Raw genomic sequence first — 24,822 nt, 5'->3', positions numbered from 1 at the left:
AGGATATTGGCTTGACCGCATAGGAAATAGGTCAGCGGAGACTGTATAGTTCAGCTTATGCTGACCATTGCTTCTCGTCTCGACGTCATGAACCGGCTCGGCCGCGCCATGGCTGATCCTACGCGTTCTCGGATTCTCATGACTCTGCTCGGTGGCCCGAGCTACCCCGCAGTCCTTTCCCGTGAGCTAGAGCTGACGCGCTCCAACGTGTCGAACCATCTCACCTGCCTGCGTGACTGCGGGATCGTTGTCGCCGAGCCTGAGGGCCGGCAAACCCGCTACGAGATCGCCGACCCTCATCTCGCCGCGGCCCTCCTCGCGCTTGTGGATGTGACGCTGGCTGTGGACGAGCACGCGCCGTGTGTGGACTCGGCCTGCACGGTGCCGGGCTGCTGCGGAGCAGAGGCTGACGCGTGAGCGCGGCGTGCGGCTGCGAGCACGAGTCCGCCGCCCCGGCGGGAGAGGAACACGAAGAGGCTGAGCGGCCGTGGTGGAGGGACCGCGGGATCATGGTGCCGGTCTTTTCCGGCGTTGCGTTCCTCGTCGGCCTGATCCTCGAGTGGTCCGGCCTCGAGATTCCGGCGCTCGTGCTGTTCTGGGCCGGTCTGCTGCTGGGTGCGTCGACGTTCACGCCTGGCGCGATACGGAAGCTGTTCAAGGGCAAGCTCGGCATCGGACTGCTGATGACCATCAGCGCCATCGGTGCAGTCATCCTCGGATACGTCGAGGAGGCCGCGGCTCTGGCGTTCCTGTACTCGATCGCTGAGGCGCTCGAAGACAAGGCGATGGACCGGGCCCGCGGGGGTCTACGGGCGCTCCTGAAGCTCGTCCCGGAAACAGCGACTGTGCTGCAGGGCGGCAACGCTGTGCAGGTGCAAGCGAGAGAGCTGATGGTCGGTCAGGTCATGGTGGTCCGCCCGGGCGAGCGGATCGCAACCGATGGGATCGTCCGCTCCGGTCGCTCCAGCCTGGACACCTCGGCGATCACTGGGGAGTCGATCCCGGTCGAGGTCGAGCCTGGCGATGTTGTGTCGGCCGGCGCGATCAACAGCGCCGGCGCGCTGGAGGTCGAAACGACGGCTGCGGGCACCGACAACTCGCTCACCACGATCGTCGAACTGGTAGAGAAAGCACAGACCGAGAAGGGCGAGCGTGCTCGTCTCGCGGACAGGATCGCCCGCCCGCTGGTGCCCGGCGTGCTGATCCTCGCAGCGCTCGTCGCGATCATCGGTTCGCTGCTGGGCGACCCCGAGGTGTGGATCACCCGCGCGCTCGTCGTGCTGGTCGCCGCTTCTCCGTGTGCGCTGGCGATCTCGGTGCCCCTGACGGTCGTCGCGGCGATCGGTGCGGCGAGCAAGTTCGGCGTGATCATCAAGTCCGGCGCCGTCTTCGAGCGCTTCGGCACGGTCCGCCACGTTGCCGTCGACAAGACCGGCACCCTCACCCGCAACGAACCTGCGGTCACCGCCGTGCTGACCACGAACGGTGTAACCGAGGTCCAGGCGCTGGCCTGGGCGGCCGCCCTGGAGCAGCACAGCACACATCCTCTTGCCTCAGCAATCACCGCCGCAGCCTCGGGGATACCGGCAGCTGCAGATGTGACCGAGCAGGCCGGCCACGGCATCGACGGCACCGTCGACGGATCGACAATCACCGTCGGCAGCCCCCGCTGGCTGGACGCCGGCGACCTCGTCGAGCGGGTCGCATCGCTGGAAGAGCAGGGCATGACCGTCGTCATCGTGCACCGCGACGGGTCACCGGTCGCCGCGATCGGCGTCCGTGACGAGCTGCGCCCTGAAGTCCCTGACGTAGTCCGGACACTCACCGGCCAGGGCGTCGGCGTGACTATGCTCACCGGCGACAACGCCCGTACCGCTCGTGCACTGGCTGCGCAGGCCGGGATCAGCGACGTGCGAGCGGAGCTGCGCCCGGAGGACAAGGCGACCGCGATTGCAGAACTGTCGAAGGCAGGACCGGTCGCGATGATCGGCGACGGCATCAACGATGCCCCGGCCCTCGCTAGCGCAGACATCGGCATCGCGATGGGCGCGACAGGCTCCGACGCAGCAATCGAATCCGCCGACGTGGCCTTCACCGGCCATGATCTGCGCCTCATCCCGCGGGCATTCGACCACGCCCGCCGCGGTCGACGGATCATCAACCAGAACATCATCCTGTCGCTGCTGATCATCACCGCCCTGCTCCCGCTCGCGCTCTTCGGCGTCCTGGGACTCGCGGCCGTCGTCCTGGTCCACGAGGTCGCGGAAGTCATCGTGATCCTCAACGGCCTGCGCGCCGCCCGCGCCCGCACGCCACAACTGGAAAACTGATGCTCGCCACCATCGGTTCAGCGATCGGCCTGTTCGCGGCAACCAACATCGACGACATCGTCGTGCTCACCGTGCTGTTCCTCGCCTCCAGTCGAGGGAAACCCCGCCCGTGGCAGATCGTCGCAGGCCAGTATCTCGGGTTCATCACCCTGGTCGTGATCAGTGTGATAGCCGCGCTCGGTCTCACCATCGTTCCGGACGAATGGGTCGGTTTCCTGGGTCTGATCCCGCTCGGCATCGGCATCTGGACGCTCATTCGCGGCCTGCGCCGTAACAGCGACGATGACGATGATGACGACTCCAAGATCACCGCGGTCGGACTATGGGGCGTCGCAGGGATCACGATCGCCAACGGGGCCGACAACATCTCCCTCTACACGCCGATCTTCCGCACCAGCGCCCCCAGCGACGTCGCGATCATGATCGTCGTATTCCTCATCCTCGTCGCGGTCTGGTGCGCGGCCGGCCGGCTCATCGGCACCAACAAGGCCGTCACCGAAGCGCTGGAACGCGTCGAGCACTGGCTCGTACCCGCCGTGTTCATCGGTCTCGGCCTGTTCATCCTGATCGAATCCGGCGTCATCGTCCGTCTGATCGAGGTGCTCGCATGACCTCCTCCCAGACAGAGGCTCACCCGCCCGCTGCGCGCAAGCTGTCGTCGGCACGGCGATGGCAGCTCACTGGTGGAGCGCTCTTGATCGCCGTGGTTGTCGTGCTGATTGATCAGGGAACCAAGGTGTGGGCCGAAGCGACCCTCACCGAGCGTGAGCGCATCCCGCTGATCGGTGACCTGCTGGGTTTGCAACTCGCCTATAACCCGGGAGCGGCATTCTCGTTCGGGGAAGGCTTCACATGGGTGTTCGCGCTGCTCGCTGTTGCCGCCACGCTCACAGCGATCGTGTTCGCGTTCCGAGTGCGACGCCCGGGGTGGGCGATCGTTGTCGGTGCGCTCGGTGGAGCTGCTGCCTCACACGCAGGCGACCGCTTTTTCCGCGATCCTGGGTTCGCCCGGGGTCACGTCGTGGACTTCCTTGCCTACGGGAACTGGTTCATCGGGAACGTCGCTGACATCGTGATCTTCGCCGCAGCGATCGCCGGAGCAGTTTTCATGATCCGCGCAGATGATGAGAGCACCGAGTGAGATTCGTTGTCCGGTGGTGGGACACTCATCAACTCGCCCTCTACATCGTCGCAATCGCCGTGGGCGCGGCCATCGGGTTGATAGCGCCGCAGACCGCTCCGAGCCTCGAGCACTCGATCGAACCGGCACTGATGCTGCTGTTGTTCGCCACTTTCCTCGGCGTCCCGCTCATCGAGGTAAAGCGCGCGTTCCGTGACATCAGGTTTCTAGGCACGGTGCTGGTGGCGAACTTTGTCATTGTGCCGATGCTCGCCTGGGGTCTCTCCCGCTTCGTGGTCGATGACCGGGGACTACTCCTCGGGGTGTTGTTCGTCCTGCTGACCCCGTGCATCGATTACGTCATCGTGTTCGCCGGTATCGCGGGTGGTGCTGGCGCGCGACTGCTCGCAGCCGCACCGCTGCTGATGTTGGTCCAGATCTTGCTGTTGCCGGTGTTCCTGTTCCTCTTCGCCGGTGGCGCTGTGCTCGATGTGGTCGACATCGGCCCATTCATCCGGGCATTCCTGTTGCTGATCGTGGTCCCACTCTCTGCAGCAGCGGTTGTGCAGGCGCTTGCGCGTCGTTACCGGGGAGGGCGGTTTATCGAGAAGATCATGGCGGGTGCAATGGTGCCGCTGATGATGGTGACCCTCGCCGTGGTCATCGGTTCCCAGATCGCCGCCGTTGGATCGCAAATAACCGCGCTCCTGCGCGTAGTGCCGCTGTACATCGCATTTGTCGTCCTCGCCGTCGCGATCGGGAAGCTCGCCAGCCGCGTCGCACAACTAGACGTTTCCGCCACCCGCGCGGTGATGTTCTCCACCGCGACGCGCAACTCGCTCGTCGTCCTACCGCTCGCTCTCGCCCTTCCCGCCTCGATGCGCATTGCCCCGCTCGCGATAGTCACGCAAACCCTTGTCGAGCTGGTCGCGATGCTCGTCCTCGTCCGCGTGGTCCCCCTCTTCACGCGCGAACCACGGCCGAGCCTCGCCTAGCCGCAGCACTGGACTATAAATCGGAGCGGTCGTCCCACCGAAATCGATCGTTTGCGGCTCGGGCGTCTGGAGGGCCACCGCTAATGCTCACCGCACCCCCGAGACGGCAGGCGTTTTCGGCGTGTCTCAACTCCCGCTGCTCGAAGTGTCGCGCAACGAGATGACGGCCCTACTGGTGACCGGGCGTAATCAAGACCGGCGTATACGGAGGGAACCTGCGCGGCTGTTTCACGAGCTCAGCGAGCGGGATGCCTGTTCGAGCGTGTCGGTGACGACTCGGTAGTACGCCCAGCGCCCTCGTTGTTCGCGTGTCGCGAGACCGGCATCGACGAGCAGCTTCATGTGGTGCGAGACGGTGGGTTGGGAGAGTCCCACGGGGTCGGTGAGGTCGCAGATGCAGGCCTCGCCGCCGTCTGATGCTGCGATGAGCGAGAGCAGCCGCACGCGCGTGGGGTCACCCAACGCTTTGAACGTGTGGGCGATCCGCTCAGCTTCCTCAGCTGTGAGCACCCCGCCGGTAACAGGCGAGCAGCAGACCGCCACATCCGCTGGCAGGAGAGCGAGAGGGGAAGGCACGATCGAATTCTCTCACGTCGTATTGACATTTGTCGATACATCGACAAGTCTCGATGCATCGAGGATTGTCGATGCGTATTGGAGAAGGCTAATGGTGAACACGTTGCCCGTCGTTGTGATCGGTGCTGGTCCGCAAGGGCTGGCCTCGGCTGCGCATCTGGTGGAGCGCGATGTCCCGGTCGTGGTGTTGGAAGCAGGGGACGGCCCTGCCGCGGCCGTGCAGGAGTGGGGGCACGTGCGGTTGTTCTCTGAGTGGCCGGAACTGGTTGATGCGGCCGGGGCTCGCATTCTCGAGCCCACGGGCTGGAGCGCCCCCACGACGGGATATCCCACAGGGGAGCAGTGGATCACCGGATATCTCGCACCCCTCGCCGCCGAGCTGGGCGAGCACATCCGCTTCGATTCCCGAGTCGTCGAAGTATCTCGCCTTGGGCGTGACCGACTTGTCGACGCAGGTCGCGGAGAGCAGCCGTTCACCGTGCACGTGCAGCCCGTGGAAGGCGACGAGTACCGGTTGCAGGCTCGGGCGGTCATAGACGCATCGGGCACCTGGGATACTCCGAACCCCGCTGGTGCTGACGGCCTGCCGGCTCTCGGAGAACATGCATCCGCGGATCTGCTGTCCTACCGCATCCCTGATTTCCGTGATCGTGAGCAGTTCGGCGGCAAGCACACCGTGGTCCTCGGGTCCGGCCACTCAGCGGTCACCGCCGTTCTGGCGCTGGGGCAGATGGCGCGCCGCGACCCGAACACGACAGTGACCTGGGCGCTGCGGCGTGCTGCCGCGGGCAACGCTTTCGGAGGCGGCGAGGCCGACGAGCTGCCCGCCCGCGGAGCGCTCGGCATCAGGGCGAAGGAGTTCGTCGACGCCGGCCTGGTCTCTCTCGTCACGGGGTTCCGCGTGGAGCGGGTCACCCGCGACGGCGAACGGCCGGTGCTGGTCGCCGAAGACGGCCGCACCCTCACCGCCGATCGGGTGGTGGTCTTGACCGGTTTCCGCCCGGATCTATCGTTCCTGTCGGAGCTGCGCCTGGAGCTAGACGCGACGTTGCAAGCTCCAGTGCGTATCGCCGCGGAAGTGGATCCCAACGTGCACTCGTGTGGCTCCGTCGCCGCCACGGGCGCGATCGACCTGGCTCAGCCGGAACCGGACTTCTACCTGGTCGGCGCCAAATCGTATGGCCGAGCACCCACCTTCCTCGCTCTCACCGGGTATGAGCAGGTCCGCAGTGTCGTCGCTGAGCTGGCCGGCGATCACGAGGCCGCGCGCCGAGTCGAGCTTGTGCTGCCGGACACGGGAGTGTGCGGTGGGGCGGGACTGTTCGACGCATCCGGGGCATCGCTGGGCGGTTCGTGCTGCGCGCCGCCCGCTCAGGTCCTCCAGATCGGCCGCATGCCGGCATCCGTCTGACGAGAGGGAGTCGACGATGGACCCGCATTTCGCTTTCGAGGTCTACAAGCGGAGGGAAATCGAACTAACGCGGCGGCTGGAGCTTCAGCGTGTGGCGCGCGCGAGAATCGACGCGATACGTGGGACTCCGCGGGAAGGCTGGCGCTCCCGCGTGCAGCGGTGGTGGAAGGCGTCGTTGGGCGGCCGTGTGGCTCGCCCGTCGCCCGTCGCCTGCTGCGCCACCGCCGTAGCCTGCTGAAGAGCCGCGCCGAGGCCGGGTTCGTACGGAGCTTCTCAGGTGAGAATCGCCGTACGAATCTTCTCGGCCACCGCTTCGCGCAGCGGGCGAACAGCGTCAGCGTCCCACGATTCCGGGTTGGGGAACGACCACTCCAGAAGTTCCCCGCGAGGCGTCGACGGCAGGGTGAGCCCGGGCTTCATCAGGACCACGACGTCGGCGGCGTCCAGGTCGTCGACTGTGACGGCACGCGGCACGCGATCGGTGATGTTCATTCCGAGTTCTGCCACGGTGGCGGTCACGGCCGGATTCACTTCGTCGGCGGGGGAGAGACCCGCCGACGTCGCGGTGAACCGGTCGCCGGCCAGGTGCTCTAGGAGAGCTGCTCCGAGCTGCGAGCGGCCGGCGTTGTGCTGGCAGATGAAAAGGACGGTTGGGGGAGCGTCAGTCACGGGTTCTCTTCCGGGTTGGGTTTCAGCTGGCGGCGAGATGGGGAGCGAGTTCCGCGATGCGGCGCTCCAGCTCGTCGTAAGCGGTATCGAAGGCGTCATCGGTGCCGATCCGCACGGGGTCGGGGATCGACCAGTGCAGGTGCCCCGTGACGCCGATTTCTTCGTGAGCGTTATCGCACACCGTCACCACGAAATCCGAATCGGTCAGGATCGAAGTCAGGGCGCGTGGTGATTCCGTAGGCAGCGCGAGGGCGTGGCGCTCGGCTGCGGCAACCGCGCCCGGATCTATCCGCTCGGCCGGGTGCGTTCCTCCCGATGACGCCGGGATGCTGCTGCGGGTAGACCACAATGCCGCGGCAAGCTGCGACCGGGCGGAGTTCGCCGTGCAGACGAACACGACGCGATCCGCGCGCTCCACTCGGCCGGGAGTGAGCCCGCGAAGTGCGGTTTCGGTTAGGTGAATGTAGCTGCGTCGTTTGTCAGCCTCCGAGCGGGAACGCGAGACCATCCCCACGGACTCCAGCACATTCAGATGGTGTGTGACGAGGTTGGAGGGAAGGCCCAACGCCACCCCGATTTCGGTGGGGGAGAGGTCGCCCAGCGTGAGACGGTCGACGATCCGCAGGCGAGATGGGTCGCTCAGCGCGGCGTGCTTCGCCGCGCGCGCCTCCACCTGATCAGTTCGTTCAGTGTTCATTGTCTCAATCTTGACTGAACTACCCCTCTCGGGTCAAGATAAGCCGACATGAACATTGCTACCCGCTCCCAGCCCGAGCCCCCGCGACCTCACCTGCTGCGCCGAACTGCTGCCGAGTTCCTTGGAACCGGCCTGCTCGTCACGATCGTTGTGGGTTCCGGCATCGCTGCGCAGCGCCTCTCGCCGGATGACGTCGGCCTCCAACTGCTGGAGAACAGCCTGACCACCGCGCTCGGTCTGACGGTCCTGATCCTCATGCTGGGCCCCGTGTCTGGCGCGCACTTCAACCCCGTGGTGTCGATCGCGGATTGGCTGCTCGGACGCCGCGCCGGGACGGGACTCCCGCTACGCGATCTCGCCCCGTACGTGCTCGCGCAAGTTCTCGGCGGGATCGCCGGAACGTTCTTGGCGGGAGTGATGTTCGACACCGCCCCCGCGCTCTCATCGAACGACCGCTCGACCGGTGGACACCTGGTCGGGGAGGTGGTCGCCACGGCGGGCCTCGTGCTGTTGATCTTCGCGCTCGCGCGCACGGGCAAGGGATCGGCCACGGCAGCCGCGGTCGGTGCGTACATCGGCGCGGCGTACTGGTTCACCAGCTCAACGTCGTTCGCGAATCCCGCGGTGACGATCGCCCGCATGTTCACCGACACCTTTGCCGGCATTGCGCCCGCCTCTGTCACGCCGTTCATCGCTGCACAGCTCGTCGGGGCCGCGGTCGGCCTCGCTGTGCTGCTCGCCCTCTACCCGACCGCCGCCCGCACTGCCGGCGACGTCGTGGTCCCTCAACAACTCGAAAACCAGCCCTGAAAGGCACCCTCATGCATCTTGTAGCGATCGGCGGAAGCGACGCCGGAATCTCCACCGCCCTCCGCGCCCGCGAACTCGACCCCTCCGTCGACGTCACCGTCGTCGTGGCCGACGCCTACCCGAACTTCTCGATCTGCGGCATCCCCTACTACTTCTCCCGCGAAGTGCAGCCCTGGCAGTCGCTCGCCCACCGCACCCACGCGGACCTCGAAGCCACTGGCATGAACCTCCGTCTGGACACCCTCGCCACGAACATCGACGTTATCGGCCGACGCCTCACGGTCCGCGACGCGAACGGCAGCGAATCGACCATCGCGTACGACGAACTCATGGTCGGCACGGGAGCCTCCCCGTCGACCGCCGGCATCGCAGGTCTTGACCAGCTCGGCCCCGACGACGGCGTGCACCTGTTGCACTCGATGGGCGACACGTTCGCGCTCGAGCGCTACCTCGACGACCACCAGCCCGAGACGGCAATCATCGTCGGAGCTGGCTACGTCGGCCTCGAAATGGCCGAAGCGCTCACCGTGCGGGGCCTCCAGGTCACCCAGCTCCAGCGCGGCCCCGAAGTCCTCTCCACCCTCGATCCCGAACTCGGCTCCCTCGTCCACGACGAACTCACCCGACACGGCGTCGATGTCCTCACAGGTACGCGCGTCGAAGCCGTCACTCGTGAAGCCGGACGAATTGCCGTGGTCGGAAACCGCGACGGTGAAGCGTTCTCTCGCACCGCTGATGTGGTGCTCGTCGTCGTCGGAGTGCGACCCAACACCAGCCTTCTCACCGCAGCAGGCGCAACCACGGGCGCGGGCGGCGCTGTCGTCGTCGACGAACGGATGCGTACCGGCCTGCCGAACGTGTGGGCGGCCGGCGACGGGGTGGTCACCCATCACCGCCTGCTCGGCGTCACATACCTTCCTCTCGGCACCACGGCGCATAAGCAGGGACGCGTCGCGGGGGAGAACGCGATCGGTGGGGATACACGGTTCGCAGGGAGCCTCGGCACGCAGGTCGTGAAGGTCTTCGACGTCGTCGCCGCACGCACAGGGCTCCGCGACCACGAAGCCACATCAGCCGGCTTCGCCCCGCACAGTCACACCGCGATCGCGGACGACCACAAGCGGTACTACCCGGGAGCTACGCCCATCAGCATCCGCATCACCGGCGACACCAACGACGGCCGTCTGCTCGGCGCGCAGCTCGTCGGCACCCGGGGCGCGGAAATCTCCAAGCGCGTCGACACCTACGCCACGTCCCTTCATCACGGCATGACCGTCGCCGCGATGAGTGACCTCGACCTCTCCTACACGCCCCCGCTCGGCTCCCCGTGGGACGCCGTACAGATGGCTACGCAGGCGTGGGAACGCGACCTGCGAAGCCTCGCAACAGTGTGACTCCGGGCGCGCCGATCGAACCCTCGGTGCAGCTCACGCGTTCGGGCGGTCGTGGCGGAGACGAAGCGCCACCCACCATCCGCAGCGACGGCAGATGAACGCACGATCGTTCCCGAGGGAATGCAGTTTCCTTCGGGGCAGGGATCGGCCGCAACAGGTGCATTCCACCTCAGAGTCAGTCCCCATGAGTGGTGATGGCCTGTCGAATTTGTTCGGTGGTCGGCATCCCGGCCAACCCCGCAGGCGTTCGGTAGATTCGGCAAGCTAAGTCGACTGTGCGGTCCGAACCAGGGAACAGATCGTTTCCATTCAACGTGATTGTGGGCGAGCCGGCGAAGGCGACTTCCGCGGCGTCTTCCTCGGTTCGCACGAGTCGAAAGGTCAGCGTCGAGTCAACGTCGTGACCCGTTTCTCGGAGCGCCTCGGAAACGCGGCGCCCCGTCTCGACCCAACTGGGGCACTCTGCGATATGTAGCAACTCGATCTTCACGACTTCAATCATCCTCCTTCCGGGGCCGGTCAACGATGGTTGCCATCGCTGAATGTGAGATGACGCATGAGTAGTCCGCATCGTCTGACCGGCGGTGTGGCGCACCCGGGTAGGGCACGCCACACCGTTCGTGGTCAGAGGATCGCGAGAATCTCCTCCATCGTGGCGATCTCCGCCGTCTGAGTGTCGACGATCGTCTGAGCGAGGTTCACGGCGTCGCTGTTCTGGCCGTTGTCGATCTCGTCCTGGGCCATGTCGATGGCCCCATTGTGGTGCTCGATCATCTGCTCGAGGAACAAGCGGGACGCCTCGACACCGGTGGCGTCGTCAAGGGCTTGCATATCCTCTTCGGTCATCATGCCACCGCCGTGATCCATTTCGCCCGTGTCTGTGTCGGCGGCGTCCCAGTCCTGGAGCCAGCTCTCCATCTTCTCGATCTCGGGCTGCTGAGCTGCCTTGATGTCTTCGGCGAGGGCGGTGACCTGCTCGTCGATGCCTTCTTTGGCCAGGATGGTGTCGGACATGTCGACGGCCTGGGTGTGGTGCTCGATCATCATGCGGGCGAACATGACGTCAGCCTCGTTCGCGTCCGCTGTCTCTGCGGGTGCGGAGGAGCTGCCGCCGTGGTCCATTCCGTCCATATCGTCGCCGGAACCAGTGCCTCCGGCGCAGCCGGTGAACGTGAGTAGTGCGGTGAGGGTGAGTGCGGCGATTGCCGCGGGTCGGATCTTCATCAGTGTTCTCCAAGGGTCGGTGATGAGGCCCGACTGTTGCCGGGCCAAGGGATGCGTTGCCTGCGGAGCGGGCTAGCGCGTCATCACGTGCGACTGATGCAGAGAACCGTGAGAGACGGGGGCGGGGGCGGTAGGGGTGCGTGAGCCCGGGCGGGCCGGTCGATCGTCGCGAGCATCGCGGCCAGCGGTGTACGCCGCCAACCGAGCCCGATCCGTTGAAGCAAGATGGTGGCGACCAGGAGAGCGAGCACACACGCCATCCACGTCATCGCATCCTGACCGCCACACGTAGTGCACCCCGTGTCTTGTGCCGGTGCGGCCGGTAAGGGGGCTGCTGCTGGAGCATCATGGTGGTGCGCCGGCGCTGCGGCCTGCGCGCCGACAGCCGCCGTGTCATGGTGACCGGCTGCCGTCGCGTGCGAGTTGAAGGAGTGCATCGCCAACAACCCGGCGATGATGCCCACGGCGACCGCGATCACGACCAGGACGGTGTGGGTGAGCGTGCGCGGTGCCCGCACTCGTTGTGCGACATTGATCAGCGACATTCTCACCTCCCGTTCTCCTCAGCCTACGTCCACGCGGTCGGCTCTCCTCGGCTACGTGCCCGTCACCGCGTCGGGGCGGAGATCCAGTCGTCGCAGCAACTGAGCGTTGAGCGCGACCACGATGGTCGACAGGGACATCAGCACTGCACCGACGGACATCGGCAACACGAACCCGATGGGGGCGAGCACACCGGCCGCGAGCGGGACGGAGAGGAGGTTGTAGCCGGCGGCCCACCAGAGGTTCTGCTTCATCTTCCGGTAGCTGGCCCGTGACAGCTCGATCACGGAGAGCACTGACCGGGGGTCGTCGCTGGCGAGGATAACTCCGGCCGATGCGATCGCGACATCCGTTCCCGCGCCGATAGCAATACCGACGTCGGCCTGGGCGAGGGCCGGGGCATCGTTCACACCGTCGCCGACCATCGCGACCCTGCGGCCTTCGCTCTGCAGTTCTTTCACCTTGGAAGCCTTATCCTCCGGGCGCACCCCGGCGAAGTACCGGTCGATACCCAGCTCACCCGCTACGGACGCGGCCACCGCATCAGCGTCACCGGTGATCATGACCACTTGCACGCCACGCTCATGGAGCGCGTCGACCGCGTGACGCGACTCGGAGCGAATCTCATCCGCCAGGCGCAGCGCACCCGAGACCTGTCCGTCGACGAGCACGTGGAGGATGATCGCACCCTCACCGCGCCACTGGTCGGCCACGGGCAGCTCCCGCGCGTGTTCCTGCTCGAGCATGTACGGGCCGCCGACCTGCACAATGCGTCCGTCGACGCGCGCACGCACCCCAACAGCGGGGGAGGATTCAAAGTCCGACGATGCGCGGACCGAGAGGCTCTTCTCTTTTGCCGCGTTGACTATCGCACGGGCAAGGGGGTGCTCAGAGTCGGCTTCCGCGGCAGCGGCCCAGGCCAGCAGCTGGTCAGAGTCGGCCCCAGGGACGGGATCGATGGCGGTAACGGCGGGGGTGCCCTTGGTGAGAGTGCCAGTCTTGTCGAACAGGACCGTATCGACCGTGCGCATGCTCTCCAACGCGAGACGATCCTTGATCAGCACACCGCCCCGGGCGGCGCGCTCCGTCGCGATCGACACAACAAGCGGGATCGCAAGACCCAGAGCATGCGGGCACGCGATCACCAGCACGGTGATCGTGCGAATCACCGCAGCGTCAGGCTGTCCGACGAGAGTCCAGACGATGGCGGTGATCGCAGCGGCGCCGAGTGCAAACCAGAACAGCCACCCCGCCGCCTTATCCGCGAGCCGTTGCGCCCGCGACGATGAACTCTGCGCCTCAGTCACCAACTTCTGGATACCCGCAAGTGCGGTATCGTCGCCGATCGCCGTGATCTCCACCCGCACCCCGGAGTCGGTCGCGACCGTGCCGGCAATCACCGAGTCACCATCACTGCGGCGCACCGGCCGAGACTCTCCCGTGATCATCGACTCATCCATGCTGGCCGAGCCCTGCACGATCCGCCCGTCAGCGGGGACCCGCCCACCCGGGCGCACCACCACCACATCACCCACCTGCAGGTCAGAGGGGGCGACTGTGACGGTGGCGTCTCCTTCTACCTTCTCCGCCTCGTCGGGCAGCAAAGCGGCGAGGGAATCCAGTGCCGACGTCGTCTGCGCCAGGGAACGCATCTCGATCCAGTGACCGAGCAGCATGATCACGATGAGCAGCGCCAGCTCCCACCAGAAGTCCAGCTCATGATGCAACAGGCCCAGGCTCGCACCCCATGACGCGAGGAATGCCACGGTGATTGCCAGGGCGATCAGCAGCATCATCCCGGGCTTGCGCGCACGGAGCTCGCTCACTGCACCAGTCAGGAATGGTGCCCCGCCCCACACGTACATGACAGTTCCGAGAACCGGTGACACCCACGCGACCCACGCCGCGTCGGGCAGCGGGTAGCCCAGAATCATCGAGAACATCATCGAGAACCCGACCACCGGGATCGCGAGGACCAGCATGATCCAGAACAACCGCCGAAACTGGCCCACATGATCGCCATGGCCACCGTGCCCGCCGTGGTCACCATGGCCGCCGTGACCGTGTGGTGCAGCGGGGTCGTGGCTCATCGCCGCGTGGTCATGATCCATCGCAGCCGCTCCCGCGTGACTATCGTGCGCGGTGTGATCGGTGTGTTCGTCGTGCTGGCTCATCGGAACTCCTTGCTTAATGCGCCCGGGGCGAGCCGGAAGCCGTCAGATGCGACTCAAACGTTGCTGGTCGCGAGGGTGTAGCCGGCCTCTTCCACCGCGGCCTTCACAGCAGCCGAATCAACCGGGGCAGCGCTGTGGATGGTCACCCGGGAAGTGCCGCCCGCGTTGAGATCCACGGTGACCGAATCGACGCCGTCAACAGCGCTCAGCTCCTCGGTGACACTCGATGCACAATGCGAGCACGTCATCCCGTCAACAAGCACCTCCGCTGTCACCGCAGCATCAACAGGCGCAGGTGTCTCCGTGTTCGATGACGCAGCGCAGCATGCGCAACCAACATTCGCGTCCTTCAGCCCAAGCTCGATGCGATCAGACATGGTGTTCCCTTTCAACTAGACAGACGTGTGATCATGAACGAACCAGGCGGGCTATCGCTTCGTTGGCCTCACGGACCTTCTCGGCCGCAACCTCGCCACCCTCCGCACTTGCCTCGGCGACGCAGTGACTCAGATGATCACTGAGCAGCGACAACGCCACCGTCTCCAGGGCCCTCGTCGCCGCGGAGACCTGCGTGAGGATGTCGATGCAGTACTTGTCCTCATCAACCATCCGGGCGATCCCACGCACCTGACCCTCAACACGGCTCAGCCGCTTGCGCAGATCCGCTTTGTTGTCGTCGTAGCCGTTCATTCTTACATGATACCCCCTGGGGGTATACAACACAATCGAGAGATCTTCATTCCGGAACCGCGGCACAACCATGAGGCCAGCCCTGTTGCACCCTCCGATAACGATCGTTTCCGGCGGGCGCACCGAGGTAGCCAGCCGACTGCACGACACGCCGATCGCGCATCTGCCGAAACCCCCTCCCGGAACCTGCTGCACCGAAACGGTCCGCCCGACCTTTTAGGCAGGGTGAGAGCGAACGCGACCACTGACAAGCTTCGTGAGACAACTGGAAGTTTCTGCAGCCCACCACTCACCCGTCTTTCCGGAGATTCTCTATTCAGTAACCGACAACTCTCGTGAGATCGGACAGCCATCGGCGATGGACCGCTCGTCGAAGAACGTCGCATCGAGACCGGGCTGCGTCTCTCGACCACCTCGCACCGTCGACGTAGAATCACGACCGGTGACCACAACCCGAATCAGGGAGGTAGGAACATGGCGTTGTTCGCGAAGAAGGGCGACGAGGCTGTTCTGGCCAAGCTCCGAGAAGCCCCCGAGCAATATCGGGAGCTCGCGGAACGGCTCCACACACTCGTCCGGGAGAGCGCGCCCTCGTTGGAGCCGGTCGTCCGTTGGGGGCTCGTGTTCTACGTCAAGGCCGGCAAAGACATCTGCTACATCAAGCCGGACAAGGACTACCTCGCGTTCGGCTTCGGCGAAGTCGTCAACCCGACGCGAGAAGAGGGTGCCCATCTGCATCCCGTGGCGTGGACCGTCAGTTCGCTGGATGCTGCGGCAGAGACTCAGATCCGCGGGTGGGTGGAGAGAGCATCCGCCTGAGGCATCCGGGCAAGTGCGCCCTGTGCTCGACGACCGCCAACTTCGGTGAGAGCGGACACGTCAGGTGAGGTGGAAAGCAGCGGCGGCAGGTGCGGAATGTCGATGGGACGTGTCGCGCGGCCTCTCTCGTACAGTCGCCGCACATCGTCGAGAGCCTCGACGGGTGACATGTACCTTGTCGCGACGGTCAGGGTGCGCATCCACATGACTTCGACTTCGTGTTCGTCGACCTCATACACGCATCCCACAGTGCGGCGAGGGTCGTTGGCCTCGTACTTGTGATCGAGAATCAACCATTCGCGCGCCGCGACGTCGCGGAGCTCGAATCGTGCGTCGATCAGTTCATTCATAGGTCCACCTCTTCGGCGTTTGTTGCGGGCAGCTGGTGAGTGACAGGGCTGCGGGGTGAGCGTGGGTGATGGCGGAGAGGACATCCGCCACCACCCACGCTGGACAGTCAGCTCAGCTCGGATCAGGCGGTCACGGCTTTGGCTTCGCGGGCCGCCATCGATTCGATCTGGATCTTGCGCGGCTTGGCGCGTTCGGCGACCGGGATGATCACGCTGAGCACGCCGTTGTCGTAGGTGGCGCTGATGCCCTGCGCATCCACGTCGTCACCGATGGTGAATCGGCGCACGTAAGACCCGAAAGGGCGCTCCTGTGCCAGCCAGCGAGAGTTGTCGCGTTTCGCCTCCGTCCGCTCGGCGCGGATCGTGAGCAGGTGACCGTCGACGTCCACATCGACCGAACCGGGATCGACTCCGGGAAGGTCGGCGTTCAGTACGTACCGGTCGCCTTCGCGGAAGAGATCCACGGGCATGAGGCGCGGTTGCCTGCTGGTGTCGAAGACGCTCTGCGCGATCCGGTCCAGCTGGCTGAAAGGATCAAATGACATCGACATGGTGAAAGAAGCTCCTCTCAATGAGTGACGGCGTGACCTGCCGCCCAACAGATGGTGGTCAGCGGTGATGGCCGCGAGCGGCCGGATCGGGTGGAGGTGCGCGTACCCTCTCAGCGAGGGCCTGGGCCCACGAGTCCCCGGAAGGGGCAGGCGGGCGGATGAGTCCGTAGATGGGACCCGCCGGGCGATGCGGCGGCATGATCGTCGCCGTCGACACGGCGGCAAGGCCGGACACGATCTGCTCGAACTCTGCGCGCACCCACTCCGGGTCCGCGCAGATGATGTCTGCGATTCGCGTCAGCGGGTCATCGACCGGGCTGATGACTGCCACAGAAGATCACCTCCAAATCCTTCGTCGTCACGGCCGGAGTGCCGGGGGATCGGCACTCCGACCTCGAGAGATGTGGATCACTTGATGCATATTTTGTACACCAGGGATTGACGTAATGCAAGTTCTCAGAGCAGACTTCTCGATATGGATTCGTCCCCTCGCGCGCGGCCGGTGTACACCATGGGAGTGGCTGCAGAACTGCTCGATCTGCCTCCGGCGACGTTGCGGCTGTACGAGCGCAAAGGTCTCGTCGTTCCCGCGCGCACCGAGGGAGGAACGCGCCGCTACAGCGAGGAGGACATCGATCGGATGCGCCGGGTCGCCGATCTCCAGACGGACGGCGTCAACCTGACGGGCATCGGCCAGGTGATGGACCTGCAAGACGAGAACGCCGAACTCCGGGCCTCCCTCGACCGCAGGGATCCTGAATAGGCGAGCGCGTCGTCAGGTCGAGGAGCTCCGGAGGTCGTCGGCCTCGAGGAGAGCGGCGGGGAGCTCGCGGGTGAGATCTCGCGCCAGGAACCCCAGCCCCATCCGTTCGGTCAGCCGATCGCCCGCGCGGGTGTGGCACCACGAGCCCCACACCGCGGCTTGTTCGGGGCGGAGACCGCGGGCGGCGAAGCCGGTGATGGAGCCGGCGAGCACGTCGCCCGAGCCGGCTGTTCCCAGACCGGGGCCACCCGCGTCGATCTTCCACACCTCGCCGGACTCGAGGAGACGATGTTCTTCACTCCGGAGGCGTGGATCTCCTCGTCGGTGTTGAGGCGCCGCACCACGCCTCGCGCGACGACGCTCCAGCGGAGACCCGCGTCGTCGCCGTCGACTTCCCACGCGGCGATCGGGTGGATCGCCAACGCTGCGAGCTTCGAGCCGGGTGCCGAGCGGAAGTAGATCGACTCGTCGTGAACGGAGTAGTTCAACGGGGAGACGTCAGGCGCTCCATCCCGCGCGGTGATGGCGAGCCGACCGAGATTCTCGGTTCCGATGAGTCGCCAGCACTCGGTCGTCGTCAGATTCTCCACTCCGTCGGTCACCGTGCCTCTGCTCGAACCTGCTCGGGCGTCGTCTTCTGATGACCTCATGATCCCGACCTTTCTGTTCCCTCCAGTGCACCGCCGACGGCGACGGACCGGCAGGGCCGAAGGTCCCTTCTTGTCGAAGCCCCACTCCGAAACCGACGGCGTCACTCCTGCGGGATCGCCCTCACGCGATTGTTGCGCGGGTTGTGCTCGAGTTCGACGAGACCCAGGGCCTCCAGCAGCGGCGGCACGTACATGCCGAAACGACCTCGATACCCCTTCCGCTGCCCGTACCAGCCACCGACGGGGTTGTCCTCGGACCGTCCCCAGGCCTCGACCGAATCGGGTGCCGGCTCCTTCTTCTCGTCGGCCGCACCGAGCGCCACCCAGTCGCCCCGTCGGAGCAGCTCCGCATGAAGGTCCTCGATCGCCCGGGCGAGGTAGGTGAGACGGGTCGCGCCGACCTGGCAGACCAGGAGAGCAGGATCGCTGTCGTCATCCCGGTAGAGGGTGTAGTCGGATGACAGGGGAGCTGTCTTCAGCATCCACGGGTCCTCCGGGGTGCCTGCGCCGGACCAGTGCTGTTCGGTCATTTCCTGCTCCTGTCACGGCTTCTCAGGGAGAGCGCGCCGAGGGCCCTGATCCTAGTCCGATCGACGCGAGTCAGTCATTGACAGTGGGTTCCTCCGTTTGGTAGCGTCTGCTCTAACGTTGAAGCAGATTCCGAATACCCGGCTCCGCGAATAAATCGTCGTTCCGAGGATTCAGTGCTCAAACGTTTCAGCATCCGACCACGTCGAAGGAGACACGATGGCATCTGCATCGAAGGCTGCGGGAGCGACACTGCGCGACATCGCGAAGGAAGTCGGCATCTCCGTCAGCGCGGTGTCGATGGCACTCCGGGACCACCCCCGCATCGGACCCGACACGAAGGCGAAGGTTCTGACGGTCGCCGACGAGCTCGGCTACGTGCCCAATTCCGCCGGTCGCGCGCTTCGGGCGCGCAAGGCCGATGCGGTGGCCCTCATCATTCCCAACACCAGTCAGCATGTCTTCGGGCACAGCTACTTCATGCACGTTCTCACGGGCGTGACCGGAGTGGCGAACGACAAGGATGCGCAGGTCGTCATCTCCACCAACCCGGATGAATCGCACGGGATGGCGGCGTACGAGCGCGTCATGCGATCGGGAAGTGTGGACGGCGCGATCGTGACCAGCGCCGCCGTCACGGACGACAACATCGAGCGCCTGGTCAAGAGCGGCCTGCCCTTGGTCCTGCTGGGGAACTTCCCGTATCTGCCGGACTCGGTCAGCATCGGCGTCGACGACCGCGCTGCGGCCTTCGAGGCGACGTCGCATCTCATCGAGGTGCACCAGCGCCGGGTGCTGGCACATGTCAGCGGTCCCCTCGACCACCAGAGCGCGATCGACCGGCGGGACGGATTCTTCGACGCCGTCGAGGCGCACGGCATCACCGGACATCTGCTCGTCGGCGACTACAGCGAGGAGTCCGGCGCGCGAGCTGCCGGCGACATGGCTGAGGTCGACGGTGTGTTCGCCGCCAACGACGAGATGGCATTCGGCGCGATGACGCGCCTGCGTGAACGCGGCCTCGCCGTGCCCTCTGAGATCTCGATCATCGGGTTCGACGACTTCGGCCTCAGCCGTGTCACGACTCCCTCGATCACCACGATGCACGTGCCGGCGGAACACATGGCACGTCTCGCGACCGAACGACTGTTCGACCTCGTATCCGGAGTCGCCGTGGCACAGGATGACGCTCACGTCACCCTGCCCGTCGACCTCGTGACGCGAGAGTCGTGCGGCTGCTAGGCGCACCACCGAGAGGGCCGTCTCTCACCTACCCGAATCACACGATCTCATACAGCCCGAAGGAGAGCTTTCCTATGAGAAGAATCACATCTGCAGTGGCGGTCGCATCGGTGGCGGCCATTGCCCTGGCCGGGTGCAGCACGGCTGCCCCCGAAGCAGACGGCCCCGTCGAACTCACGCTCTGGACCGGGTTCACCGGCGGAGACCGTGAAGCCTACGAAGACCTCATCGCCACGTTCAACGAGACCCACGACGACATCCAGGTGACCATGGAGGTGCAGCCCTGGGACACGATCGCGCAGAAGCTGCCGTCCGCGTGGGCGACAGGGCAGGGACCCGACCTCGCGACGCCGAGCTTCGACCCGAACGTGGTGAACAAGTACCTCGATACGAATTCGCTGCTGGAGCTCGACGACGTCGGAGACACCAGCCTGCTCGCCCCCGCGGCGATCGAGGCCTTCACGGTGGATGACGCGCTCTACGCCGTGCCCGCGAACGTCGCGACGCTGCAGCTCTACTACAACAAGACCCTCTTCGCGGCGGCAGGCGTCGACCAGCCGCCGACCACCGTCGAAGACTTCAAGGCGGATGCCGAGGCGCTGTCCGGTGACGGCGTGGTGGGACTCTCGCTGGCGGATCACGAGACCATTCAGATGTGGCCGATCCTGCAGTGGCTCGAAGGCGGCGACATCGTCGATGCCGACGGCTGCTCGGCGCTCAGCAGCCCCGAGAACGTCAAGGGACTGCAGAGCTGGGTCGACCTCGTCGAGGCAGGCGCAGCCCCGGTCGGGCTGACGGGCGCGGAGTCGGACTCGCTCTTCAGCGCCGGCAAGGCAGCCATGCAGCTCAACGGACCATGGGCCGCCGCCGGGTATGAAGAAGCCGGCATCGAGTTCGGAGTCGCTCCCGTCCCGGAGGGCGTCGACGGTCCTGTCACGCTGGGCTCCACGGTGCCGATGGCCGCGTCTGCGAAGACGCAGCACCCGGCCGAGGCGCAGGAATTCCTGGAGTGGTGGACGGGTCAGGACGCGCAGCGTCAGTTCGCGCTCGCCAGCGGCTTCCCGCCGGTTCGCACCGACCTCGCCGACGACCCGGAACTCGCTGCCAACGAGATCGTGGCCGCGTTCGCCGCAGCGTTGCCCACGGCACGCCTGTATCTCGTGGGCGTCGAGGGCGCCACGCAGATCGATTCGGAAGCGTACGTTCCCTTCATCGGGGAGATCACGCGCGGCGGCGACGTCGAGGAAGCGGCCGACGCGGCATCCGCGAAGATCGACGCGATCACCGGATGCTCAGGCAAGTGAGCACGCACACCACCTCTCCGGCCGTCCGGGGCACGCGCCCCGGCGGCCGGAGGGCCTCACCACGGCGGCGGTTCCGGGGGCTTCCCGGCTGGCTGTTCGCGGCGCCGAGCCTGATCATCCTGCTCGTCTTCATCGTCTACCCGATCACCCAATCGCTCTGGTACAGCCTGCATGACTGGCGCATCGGCGCCGAGAACCAGATATGGCTCGGCCTCGGCAACTATCAGCGGCTGCTTGCGGACGAACTGTTCTGGAACGCGCTGCGGGTGACGCTGCTCTTCTCGCTGGTCAGCGTCGTGCTGCAGATCGGCATCGGCTACTGGGCGGCCACCGCCCTGGTGCGAGAGACCTGGTTCAACCGGATCGTCCGCTCCGTCTTCTTCTTCCCGACGATCGTGGCGCTCGCGACGATCGGTCTGGTGTGGCGGTTCCTCCTCGATGCGCGTATCGGGTTCGTCGGCGGTGTCGTGCAACTCTTCGGGGGAGACCCGGTCGAGTTCCTGCAGGACCCGGCGTTGGCGCTGCCGACCATCATCTTCGTCAGCGTCTGGAAGACCGTCGGCTACGCGATGGTCATCCTGCTCGCCGGCATCAAGGGCGTGCCCGATTCCCTCTACGAGGCGGCTCGGCTCGACGGGGCGAACGCCCGGCAGCTGAACTGGCACGTCACCCTGCCCAGCATCCGTCCGACGCTCCTCTTCGTCACGATGATCCTGACGATCAACTCCCTGCAGGTCTTCGACCTCGTCTACGTCATGACCAACGGAGGGCCGCTGTTCGCGACCGACACTCTCGTGACGATGATGTTCCGCGAGGGGTTCACCAACTTCAACCTCGGCTACGCCTCGGCGATCGCCTGGGTCCTGTTCGTCATCATCATGCTCCTGTCGGCACTCCAGCTCAGATTGTTCAGGTACCAGGATGTCGACTAGATTGCGTCTCTCTTTCAAGTGGGTGCTGCTGGGCATCGGCGTGCTCGCCGCCCTGATCCCGTTCATCTGGATGATCGGTGGCTCCTTCCGCAGCGAAGCCGACCTGTTCGCCGCGCCGGCACAGTTGCTCCCCACCACGTGGACCCTCGACGGCTACATCAGCATCTGGCAGGAGCTGCCCTTCCTGCGCCTGCTGCTGAACAGCTTCATCTTCGCGGGCGTGACCACGGTGCTGTGTCTCCTGTTCGATTCGATGTGCGCGTACGCGCTCGCCCGGATCCCCTTCCGCGGATCGACCGTGTTGTTCTGGCTCGTGATCGCGACCCTGATGGTGCCGTTCCAGGTGACGCTGATCCCGGTGTTCATCGAGCTGTTCCATCTCGGGTGGCTCGACACCTACCAGGGGCTCATCATCCCGCGCGCGACGAGCGCCTTCGGAATCTTCATGCTGCGCCAGTTTTTCATCTCGATCCCTCGTGAGCTCGACGAAGCAGCACGCATCGACGGTGCGGGTCACCTGCGCATCTACTGGACGATCATCCTGCCGCTGGCCAAGCCTGCGCTGGCGACCCTGGCGGTGCTGCACTTCATGAACCTCTGGAACGACCTGCTGTGGCCCTTGATCGTCACGAGTTCCACCGAGATGCGCACCCTTCCCGCCGGGCTCACCCTCTTCGGCGGCCAGCACGTCACCGACCATGCGGTGCTGCTCGCCGGGGCCACCATCTCCCTTCTTCCCCTCGCCCTGGCGTTCTTCTTCGCACAGAAGTACTTCGTGGCAGGCATCGCAACGACAGGACTGAAATGAGAGCTCCCCACGAGCCATTCGCCCGCGACGGCTTCACCTGGCTGCTCGGCATCGAAGACACGTGCGTCTACCCGGTGTCGCCGGGGGAGGCCCCGCTCGACGAACACGCCCTCACGGGGCACGACGCCGCCTGGCGGGAAGACCTGACCCTGGCGCGCGAGATCGGCGCGACCGCACTCCGGTACGGCGTCAGCTGGCCCCTGGTGCACGTCGCGCCCGGCGTCTTCGACTGGGCACGGCTGGACGAGGTGATCCCGTTCGCGGTCGATGAGCTCGGGCTGACGATCGTCGCCGACCTCGTGCACTACGGCACGCCGCGCTGGCTCACCGACTCCTTCGCCGATCCCCGGTATCCCGACGCCATCGCGGAGTTCGCTCGTGCGTTCGCCGACCGGTACCGCTCGAAGGTGAGGCACTTCACGCCGCTGAACGAACCGGTGACGACCGCGTCGTTCTGTGGATTGCGGGGGGTGTGGCCGCCGCGGCTCTCGGGGTGGGACGGGTGGGTCACGGTCGCGGTTCCCATCGCCGTGGGGATGGCGCGAGCGACGACCGCGATCCGAGACGTGAACCCGGATGCCGTGATCGTGCATGTGGAAGCATCCACCGTGGTGCACACCGACGACCCCGGTCTCGACGAGCATGCCGCGCTGCTGCGCGACGTCGGATGGCTGCCCACCGACTTCCTGTTCGGACGAGTCGACGAGCAGCACCCGTTGTGGGCGTGGCTCCTCGAGCACGGTGCTCTCCGCGCGGATCTGGACTGGCTTCGTCTCCATCCCGCGGTGCCGGACTTCATCGGGGTGAACTACTACCCCGACCTGACCCCGCGCCGTGTGACTCTCGTCGGCGCAGACCCCGTGCAGATCTCGTACGACAAGTGGACGCAGGGTTTCCGCGAAGCACTGACGGCGTTCGCCTCCCGGTACCGGCTGCCGCTGATCATCACCGAGACCAGTATCGAGGGCGGCGACGAGGTGCGGACGCGGTGGCTGCGCGACTCCGCCGCGGTCGTGGAGGAGCTGCGTGAGCAGTGCGACATCCGCGGGTACACCTGGTGGCCGCTCTTCGACTTCGTCGACTGGTCGTGGGCGGCAGGGGGAGCGAACGTGGAGGAATTCGTCATCGAGACCGTCGATGCCGACGGGACCACGACGATCGGGCCGGCACCCTCGCTCGGCGACCCCGCCCAGGGGAAGACACCGTTCCTGCGTCGCATGGGTCTGGTGCGGCTCGAGGAACGATCGGACGGCACACTCAGCCGAGTGCCGACGCCGGCGGCGACGCTGTACCGGACGCTGTCATGAGTGCTCCGGTGTATGCGGAGTACTTCGCCGATCCGTTCGTGCTGCGCGCACCGGACGGGTCCTACGTGGCCTACGGCACGGGACGCCCGCCTGCGGCAGGAGACGCCGTCTTCGAAGCGCTGACCTCGACGGACCTGGCCCACTGGGAATCCCACGGCCCCGTGCTCCCGCGGCTCGCCGACACCTACGGCGACGAGTACTGGGCGCCGGAGGTCGTCGAAGCCGAGGGCGCCTGGTGGCTGTACTACTCCGTCGGGCATGGCATCGTCGGTCACCACATCCGGGTGGCTCGCGCGGACCACCCGCTGGGCCCGTTCGTCGATCGGGGGGTCAACCTCACTCCGAACGAATCGTTCGCGATCGATGCGCACCCGTTCAGAGATCAGGACGGCACGTGGTACCTGTTCTACGCCCGCGACGTGCTCCAGCACCCTCGCCCGGGCACGCACCTCGCGGTCGTTCGCCTTGCGACCATGGATTCGACGGACGGCTCTGCGACAGGGGTGCTCGAGGCGAACGCGGACTGGCAGATCTTCGAACGCGGCCGCGCCATCTACGACGGCACCTTCGACTGGCACACGCTCGAAGGCCCTGCCGTCATCCACCGCGCCGGCCGCTACTGGATGACCTATTCCGGAGGTGCGTGGACCGGCGACGGATACGCCGTCTCATGGGCGGTCGCAGACCACCCGACCGGCCCGTGGCGGCATGCGCCTCACGGCACTCCTCCTCTGCTCACGACCGACGATGACGGCCTCATCGGACCGGGCCACAACTCGCTGACCGTCTCGCCCGACGCTGACGACGTCATCGTCTTCCACGCCTGGGATGCGAACCACGATGCACGCAGGATGCACGTGCGCCGCATCTCCTTCGAGCCGGAGGGGCCCTGGGTCGACGGCCCGACACAGGGCCCCTCCACTGCAACGACCTGA

Annotated in this window: 28 protein-coding genes and 1 pseudogene; 16 read left to right on the top strand and 13 right to left on the bottom strand. The window is 65.9% G+C overall.

The features are described 5' to 3' along the window. Positions 1 to 57: 57 nt before the first annotated feature. The 5 genes from LC452_RS16005 to LC452_RS15985 are packed head-to-tail and all read left to right on the top strand — an operon-like array spanning position 58 to position 4,445. Positions 58 to 417: a helix-turn-helix transcriptional regulator gene (locus LC452_RS16005; RefSeq protein WP_223627046.1), complete on the top strand. Its 360-nt coding sequence runs from the start codon at positions 58 to 60 to the stop codon at positions 415 to 417. Further along, positions 414 to 2,330 (top strand): cation-translocating P-type ATPase, encoded by a 1,917-nt coding sequence (locus LC452_RS16000; RefSeq protein ID WP_223627044.1) that lies wholly within the window; start codon positions 414 to 416, stop codon positions 2,328 to 2,330. The genes LC452_RS16005 and LC452_RS16000 overlap by 4 nt, the downstream gene beginning before the upstream one ends. Beyond that, positions 2,330 to 2,941 (top strand): cadmium resistance transporter, encoded by a 612-nt coding sequence (locus tag LC452_RS15995; protein ID WP_223627043.1) that lies wholly within the window; start codon positions 2,330 to 2,332, stop codon positions 2,939 to 2,941. The genes LC452_RS16000 and LC452_RS15995 overlap by 1 nt, the downstream gene beginning before the upstream one ends. Further along, the gene (locus tag LC452_RS15990) at positions 2,938 to 3,471 is read left to right on the top strand and encodes a signal peptidase II (protein WP_223627041.1); all 534 of its coding nucleotides are present in this window, start codon (positions 2,938 to 2,940) and stop codon (positions 3,469 to 3,471) included. Before LC452_RS15995 ends, LC452_RS15990 begins: the two co-directional genes overlap by 4 nt. Further along, on the top strand, positions 3,468 to 4,445 hold the full coding sequence (locus LC452_RS15985) for an arsenic resistance protein (RefSeq protein WP_223627039.1): 978 nt from the start codon (positions 3,468 to 3,470) through the stop codon (positions 4,443 to 4,445). The genes LC452_RS15990 and LC452_RS15985 overlap by 4 nt, the downstream gene beginning before the upstream one ends. Before the next feature lie 228 nt (positions 4,446 to 4,673). On the opposite strand, the gene LC452_RS15980 is transcribed toward LC452_RS15985, so the two are convergent. Beyond that, positions 4,674 to 5,021, bottom strand: coding sequence for an ArsR/SmtB family transcription factor (locus tag LC452_RS15980; RefSeq protein ID WP_374197777.1), 348 nt, complete (start codon positions 5,019 to 5,021; stop codon positions 4,674 to 4,676). A gap of 91 nt (positions 5,022 to 5,112) precedes the next feature. Between LC452_RS15980 and LC452_RS15975 the strand changes: the two genes are divergently transcribed. Next, the gene (locus LC452_RS15975; protein ID WP_223627699.1) at positions 5,113 to 6,432 is read left to right on the top strand and encodes an FAD-dependent oxidoreductase; all 1,320 of its coding nucleotides are present in this window, start codon (positions 5,113 to 5,115) and stop codon (positions 6,430 to 6,432) included. A gap of 273 nt (positions 6,433 to 6,705) precedes the next feature. Here LC452_RS15975 and LC452_RS15970 read toward each other — a convergent pair whose 3' ends face one another. Both LC452_RS15970 and LC452_RS15965 read right to left on the bottom strand, forming a co-directional pair. Continuing rightward, positions 6,706 to 7,101 (bottom strand): low molecular weight phosphatase family protein, encoded by a 396-nt coding sequence (locus LC452_RS15970; protein WP_223627035.1) that lies wholly within the window; start codon positions 7,099 to 7,101, stop codon positions 6,706 to 6,708. A gap of 22 nt (positions 7,102 to 7,123) precedes the next feature. Next, positions 7,124 to 7,798: a helix-turn-helix domain-containing protein gene (locus LC452_RS15965; protein ID WP_223627034.1), complete on the bottom strand. Its 675-nt coding sequence runs from the start codon at positions 7,796 to 7,798 to the stop codon at positions 7,124 to 7,126. 48 nt (positions 7,799 to 7,846) lie between these two features. Between LC452_RS15965 and LC452_RS15960 the strand changes: the two genes are divergently transcribed. Continuing rightward, complete coding sequence (locus LC452_RS15960) at positions 7,847 to 8,608, top strand: MIP/aquaporin family protein (protein WP_223627032.1); 762 nt, start codon at positions 7,847 to 7,849, stop codon at positions 8,606 to 8,608. Between the two features lie 11 nt (positions 8,609 to 8,619). Then, on the top strand, positions 8,620 to 10,002 hold the full coding sequence (locus LC452_RS15955) for an FAD-dependent oxidoreductase (RefSeq protein ID WP_223627030.1): 1,383 nt from the start codon (positions 8,620 to 8,622) through the stop codon (positions 10,000 to 10,002). 175 nt (positions 10,003 to 10,177) lie between these two features. Here the strand turns inward: LC452_RS15955 and LC452_RS15950 are convergent, their stop codons facing one another. The 5 genes from LC452_RS15950 to LC452_RS15930 form a co-directional block, all read right to left on the bottom strand. Further along, a complete protein-coding gene (locus LC452_RS15950) occupies positions 10,178 to 10,504 on the bottom strand; it encodes a thioredoxin family protein (protein WP_223627028.1) in 327 nt (108 codons plus the stop codon). Between the two features lie 122 nt (positions 10,505 to 10,626). Next, entirely contained in the window at positions 10,627 to 11,226 is a 600-nt protein-coding gene (locus LC452_RS15945; protein ID WP_223627697.1) for a DUF305 domain-containing protein, read from the bottom strand. Between the two features lie 596 nt (positions 11,227 to 11,822). Then, positions 11,823 to 13,943 (bottom strand): heavy metal translocating P-type ATPase, encoded by a 2,121-nt coding sequence (locus tag LC452_RS15940; RefSeq protein WP_374197776.1) that lies wholly within the window; start codon positions 13,941 to 13,943, stop codon positions 11,823 to 11,825. Positions 13,944 to 13,996: 53 nt separating this feature from the next. Further along, positions 13,997 to 14,320, bottom strand: a complete 324-nt coding sequence (locus LC452_RS15935; RefSeq protein ID WP_223627026.1) for a heavy-metal-associated domain-containing protein — start codon at positions 14,318 to 14,320, stop codon at positions 13,997 to 13,999. A gap of 31 nt (positions 14,321 to 14,351) precedes the next feature. Beyond that, complete coding sequence (locus tag LC452_RS15930; RefSeq protein WP_207485709.1) at positions 14,352 to 14,633, bottom strand: metal-sensitive transcriptional regulator; 282 nt, start codon at positions 14,631 to 14,633, stop codon at positions 14,352 to 14,354. Between the two features lie 474 nt (positions 14,634 to 15,107). Between LC452_RS15930 and LC452_RS15925 the strand changes: the two genes are divergently transcribed. Next, positions 15,108 to 15,452, top strand: a complete 345-nt coding sequence (locus tag LC452_RS15925; RefSeq protein ID WP_223627024.1) for a DUF1801 domain-containing protein — start codon at positions 15,108 to 15,110, stop codon at positions 15,450 to 15,452. Here LC452_RS15925 and LC452_RS15920 read toward each other — a convergent pair. Together LC452_RS15920 and LC452_RS15915 are read right to left on the bottom strand one after the other, a co-directional pair. After that, a complete protein-coding gene (locus tag LC452_RS15920) occupies positions 15,416 to 15,802 on the bottom strand; it encodes a hypothetical protein (protein ID WP_223627022.1) in 387 nt (128 codons plus the stop codon). The two genes, LC452_RS15925 and LC452_RS15920, sit on opposite strands and share 37 nt — an antisense overlap. 122 nt (positions 15,803 to 15,924) lie before the next feature. Continuing rightward, a complete protein-coding gene (locus LC452_RS15915) occupies positions 15,925 to 16,353 on the bottom strand; it encodes an Hsp20/alpha crystallin family protein (RefSeq protein ID WP_223627020.1) in 429 nt (142 codons plus the stop codon). Positions 16,354 to 16,828: 475 nt separating this feature from the next. Between LC452_RS15915 and LC452_RS15910 the strand changes: the two genes are divergently transcribed. Further along, positions 16,829 to 17,116 (top strand): MerR family transcriptional regulator, encoded by a 288-nt coding sequence (locus LC452_RS15910; RefSeq protein ID WP_223627018.1) that lies wholly within the window; start codon positions 16,829 to 16,831, stop codon positions 17,114 to 17,116. Positions 17,117 to 17,128: 12 nt separating this feature from the next. On the opposite strand, the gene LC452_RS15905 is transcribed toward LC452_RS15910, so the two are convergent. The 3 genes and pseudogenes from LC452_RS15905 to LC452_RS15895 form a co-directional block, all read right to left on the bottom strand. Beyond that, complete coding sequence (locus LC452_RS15905) at positions 17,129 to 17,383, bottom strand: NAD(P)H-hydrate dehydratase (protein WP_223627016.1); 255 nt, start codon at positions 17,381 to 17,383, stop codon at positions 17,129 to 17,131. Positions 17,384 to 17,433: 50 nt separating this feature from the next. Continuing rightward, positions 17,434 to 17,766: pseudogene (locus LC452_RS22180) on the bottom strand (pyridoxamine 5'-phosphate oxidase family protein); the annotation flags it as partial. Between the two features lie 101 nt (positions 17,767 to 17,867). Continuing rightward, a complete protein-coding gene (locus LC452_RS15895) occupies positions 17,868 to 18,296 on the bottom strand; it encodes a DUF6855 family protein (protein WP_223627014.1) in 429 nt (142 codons plus the stop codon). Between the two features lie 217 nt (positions 18,297 to 18,513). Between LC452_RS15895 and LC452_RS15890 the strand changes: the two genes are divergently transcribed. The 6 genes from LC452_RS15890 to LC452_RS15865 all read left to right on the top strand — a co-directional run bounded on the left by LC452_RS15890 (position 18,514) and on the right by LC452_RS15865 (position 24,822). Continuing rightward, positions 18,514 to 19,536, top strand: a complete 1,023-nt coding sequence (locus tag LC452_RS15890; protein WP_223627012.1) for a LacI family DNA-binding transcriptional regulator — start codon at positions 18,514 to 18,516, stop codon at positions 19,534 to 19,536. Positions 19,537 to 19,631: 95 nt separating this feature from the next. Further along, positions 19,632 to 20,840: an ABC transporter substrate-binding protein gene (locus LC452_RS15885; RefSeq protein WP_223627011.1), complete on the top strand. Its 1,209-nt coding sequence runs from the start codon at positions 19,632 to 19,634 to the stop codon at positions 20,838 to 20,840. Then, positions 20,837 to 21,772 (top strand): carbohydrate ABC transporter permease, encoded by a 936-nt coding sequence (locus LC452_RS15880; protein WP_223627009.1) that lies wholly within the window; start codon positions 20,837 to 20,839, stop codon positions 21,770 to 21,772. The genes LC452_RS15885 and LC452_RS15880 overlap by 4 nt, the downstream gene beginning before the upstream one ends. Before the next feature lies 1 nt (position 21,773). Further along, on the top strand, positions 21,774 to 22,580 hold the full coding sequence (locus LC452_RS15875) for a carbohydrate ABC transporter permease (RefSeq protein WP_223627008.1): 807 nt from the start codon (positions 21,774 to 21,776) through the stop codon (positions 22,578 to 22,580). After that, on the top strand, positions 22,577 to 23,887 hold the full coding sequence (locus LC452_RS15870) for a family 1 glycosylhydrolase (RefSeq protein ID WP_223627006.1): 1,311 nt from the start codon (positions 22,577 to 22,579) through the stop codon (positions 23,885 to 23,887). The genes LC452_RS15875 and LC452_RS15870 overlap by 4 nt, the downstream gene beginning before the upstream one ends. Further along, positions 23,884 to 24,822, top strand: a complete 939-nt coding sequence (locus tag LC452_RS15865; RefSeq protein ID WP_223627004.1) for a glycoside hydrolase family 43 protein — start codon at positions 23,884 to 23,886, stop codon at positions 24,820 to 24,822. The genes LC452_RS15870 and LC452_RS15865 overlap by 4 nt, the downstream gene beginning before the upstream one ends.

The organism is Microbacterium sp. EST19A (assembly GCF_019969685.1).
Taxonomy (GTDB): domain Bacteria; phylum Actinomycetota; class Actinomycetes; order Actinomycetales; family Microbacteriaceae; genus Microbacterium.
The sequence above is the reverse complement of the archived record's forward strand: the minus strand, read 5'-3'. Positions and strand labels throughout refer to the sequence as shown.

Excerpts from the sequence above, each read along its gene's own strand:
- LC452_RS15865 (WP_223627004.1), top strand. The coding sequence starts at position 23,884 with ATGAGTGCTCCGGTGTATGCGGAGTACTTCGCCGATCCGTTCGTGCTG.
- LC452_RS15930 (WP_207485709.1), bottom strand. The coding sequence starts at position 14,633 with ATGAACGGCTACGACGACAACAAAGCGGATCTGCGCAAGCGGCTGAGC.
- LC452_RS16005 (WP_223627046.1), top strand. The coding sequence starts at position 58 with ATGCTGACCATTGCTTCTCGTCTCGACGTCATGAACCGGCTCGGCCGC.
- LC452_RS15965 (WP_223627034.1), bottom strand. The coding sequence starts at position 7,798 with ATGAACACTGAACGAACTGATCAGGTGGAGGCGCGCGCGGCGAAGCAC.
- LC452_RS15940 (WP_374197776.1), bottom strand. The coding sequence starts at position 13,943 with ATGAGCCAGCACGACGAACACACCGATCACACCGCGCACGATAGTCAC.
- LC452_RS15955 (WP_223627030.1), top strand. The coding sequence starts at position 8,620 with ATGCATCTTGTAGCGATCGGCGGAAGCGACGCCGGAATCTCCACCGCC.
- LC452_RS15975 (WP_223627699.1), top strand. The coding sequence starts at position 5,113 with ATGGTGAACACGTTGCCCGTCGTTGTGATCGGTGCTGGTCCGCAAGGG.
- LC452_RS15910 (WP_223627018.1), top strand. The coding sequence starts at position 16,829 with ATGGATTCGTCCCCTCGCGCGCGGCCGGTGTACACCATGGGAGTGGCT.
- LC452_RS15915 (WP_223627020.1), bottom strand. The coding sequence starts at position 16,353 with ATGTCGATGTCATTTGATCCTTTCAGCCAGCTGGACCGGATCGCGCAG.
- LC452_RS15935 (WP_223627026.1), bottom strand. The coding sequence starts at position 14,320 with ATGTCTGATCGCATCGAGCTTGGGCTGAAGGACGCGAATGTTGGTTGC.
- LC452_RS15890 (WP_223627012.1), top strand. The coding sequence starts at position 18,514 with ATGGCATCTGCATCGAAGGCTGCGGGAGCGACACTGCGCGACATCGCG.
- LC452_RS15925 (WP_223627024.1), top strand. The coding sequence starts at position 15,108 with ATGGCGTTGTTCGCGAAGAAGGGCGACGAGGCTGTTCTGGCCAAGCTC.
- LC452_RS15920 (WP_223627022.1), bottom strand. The coding sequence starts at position 15,802 with ATGAATGAACTGATCGACGCACGATTCGAGCTCCGCGACGTCGCGGCG.
- LC452_RS15945 (WP_223627697.1), bottom strand. The coding sequence starts at position 11,226 with ATGAAGATCCGACCCGCGGCAATCGCCGCACTCACCCTCACCGCACTA.
- LC452_RS15995 (WP_223627043.1), top strand. The coding sequence starts at position 2,330 with ATGCTCGCCACCATCGGTTCAGCGATCGGCCTGTTCGCGGCAACCAAC.
- LC452_RS15960 (WP_223627032.1), top strand. The coding sequence starts at position 7,847 with ATGAACATTGCTACCCGCTCCCAGCCCGAGCCCCCGCGACCTCACCTG.
- LC452_RS15870 (WP_223627006.1), top strand. The coding sequence starts at position 22,577 with ATGAGAGCTCCCCACGAGCCATTCGCCCGCGACGGCTTCACCTGGCTG.
- LC452_RS15990 (WP_223627041.1), top strand. The coding sequence starts at position 2,938 with ATGACCTCCTCCCAGACAGAGGCTCACCCGCCCGCTGCGCGCAAGCTG.
- LC452_RS15950 (WP_223627028.1), bottom strand. The coding sequence starts at position 10,504 with ATGATTGAAGTCGTGAAGATCGAGTTGCTACATATCGCAGAGTGCCCC.
- LC452_RS15895 (WP_223627014.1), bottom strand. The coding sequence starts at position 18,296 with ATGACCGAACAGCACTGGTCCGGCGCAGGCACCCCGGAGGACCCGTGG.